The 676-nt window shown below is 42.2% G+C and carries 1 protein-coding gene; it reads left to right on the top strand.

Annotated features, from left to right (window positions below; all coding sequences use genetic code 11):
* The first annotated feature begins 105 nt into the window (after positions 1 to 105).
* A complete protein-coding gene (locus MIB40_RS19440) occupies positions 106 to 498 on the top strand; it encodes a hypothetical protein (RefSeq protein WP_249697159.1) in 393 nt (130 codons plus the stop codon).
* Positions 499 to 676 lie beyond the last annotated feature (178 nt).

Below are 676 nucleotides of genomic sequence, written 5' to 3'. Positions count from 1 at the left end.
TTGAATGGATTTGGTTAAATAACCGACATCGAAAACAAAGGAATGCAGGGTGTAGATATCGATTTAGTGGTTATCGTTTTTCTACAGCCTCGTTAGGGCTCAAGTATGCTGACCATTCCGACTGTTGAAATACTTAATAAGCTAGCATCCGAATCTGATACGTTGTATTCGCAGGGAGGTCTACTTTATAAATATTCATTTGGTCATCGGTGCGCACATAGTGATTTATCAAATATAGAAGGTGTCGCCACAAACAACGAAGTCGAGACATTGGAGTTTTTTATTGCCAGTGCGGTTAGTGATCCATACCCAGTGGTCACTAGCCATGAGGTAAAGCAAGTGTGTTCCAAGTTATTAAGCTCACTAGCTAACGATTTTAACGGTTTCCAAGGGCCACGAGTTTTTATCGAAGAAGATGATATTAGTAAAACAGTAACTTTAGTTTATACGGCTAGTAATGATTACCATGTTCTCAAACTATTCTGGTCAATTGACTAGCCCTAACAAGTTTAGCCTGCCTCGCCCAAGGGAACCTTGGGCTGGACTCGCTATCGCTCGCCGCAGCTAAAGGCGTTAGGTACCCGTGTTACCCACGATAAGTAGACACCAACTATAGTTAGATTTCGATCTGACTTGGAGGTGTAAAATGGCCAAGCATAGAAAACCCGCCTATACC

The organism is Aestuariirhabdus haliotis, from assembly GCF_023509475.1.
Lineage (GTDB): Bacteria > Pseudomonadota > Gammaproteobacteria > Pseudomonadales > Aestuariirhabdaceae > Aestuariirhabdus > Aestuariirhabdus haliotis.
This window is presented reverse-complemented; position numbering and strand designations above follow the sequence as displayed.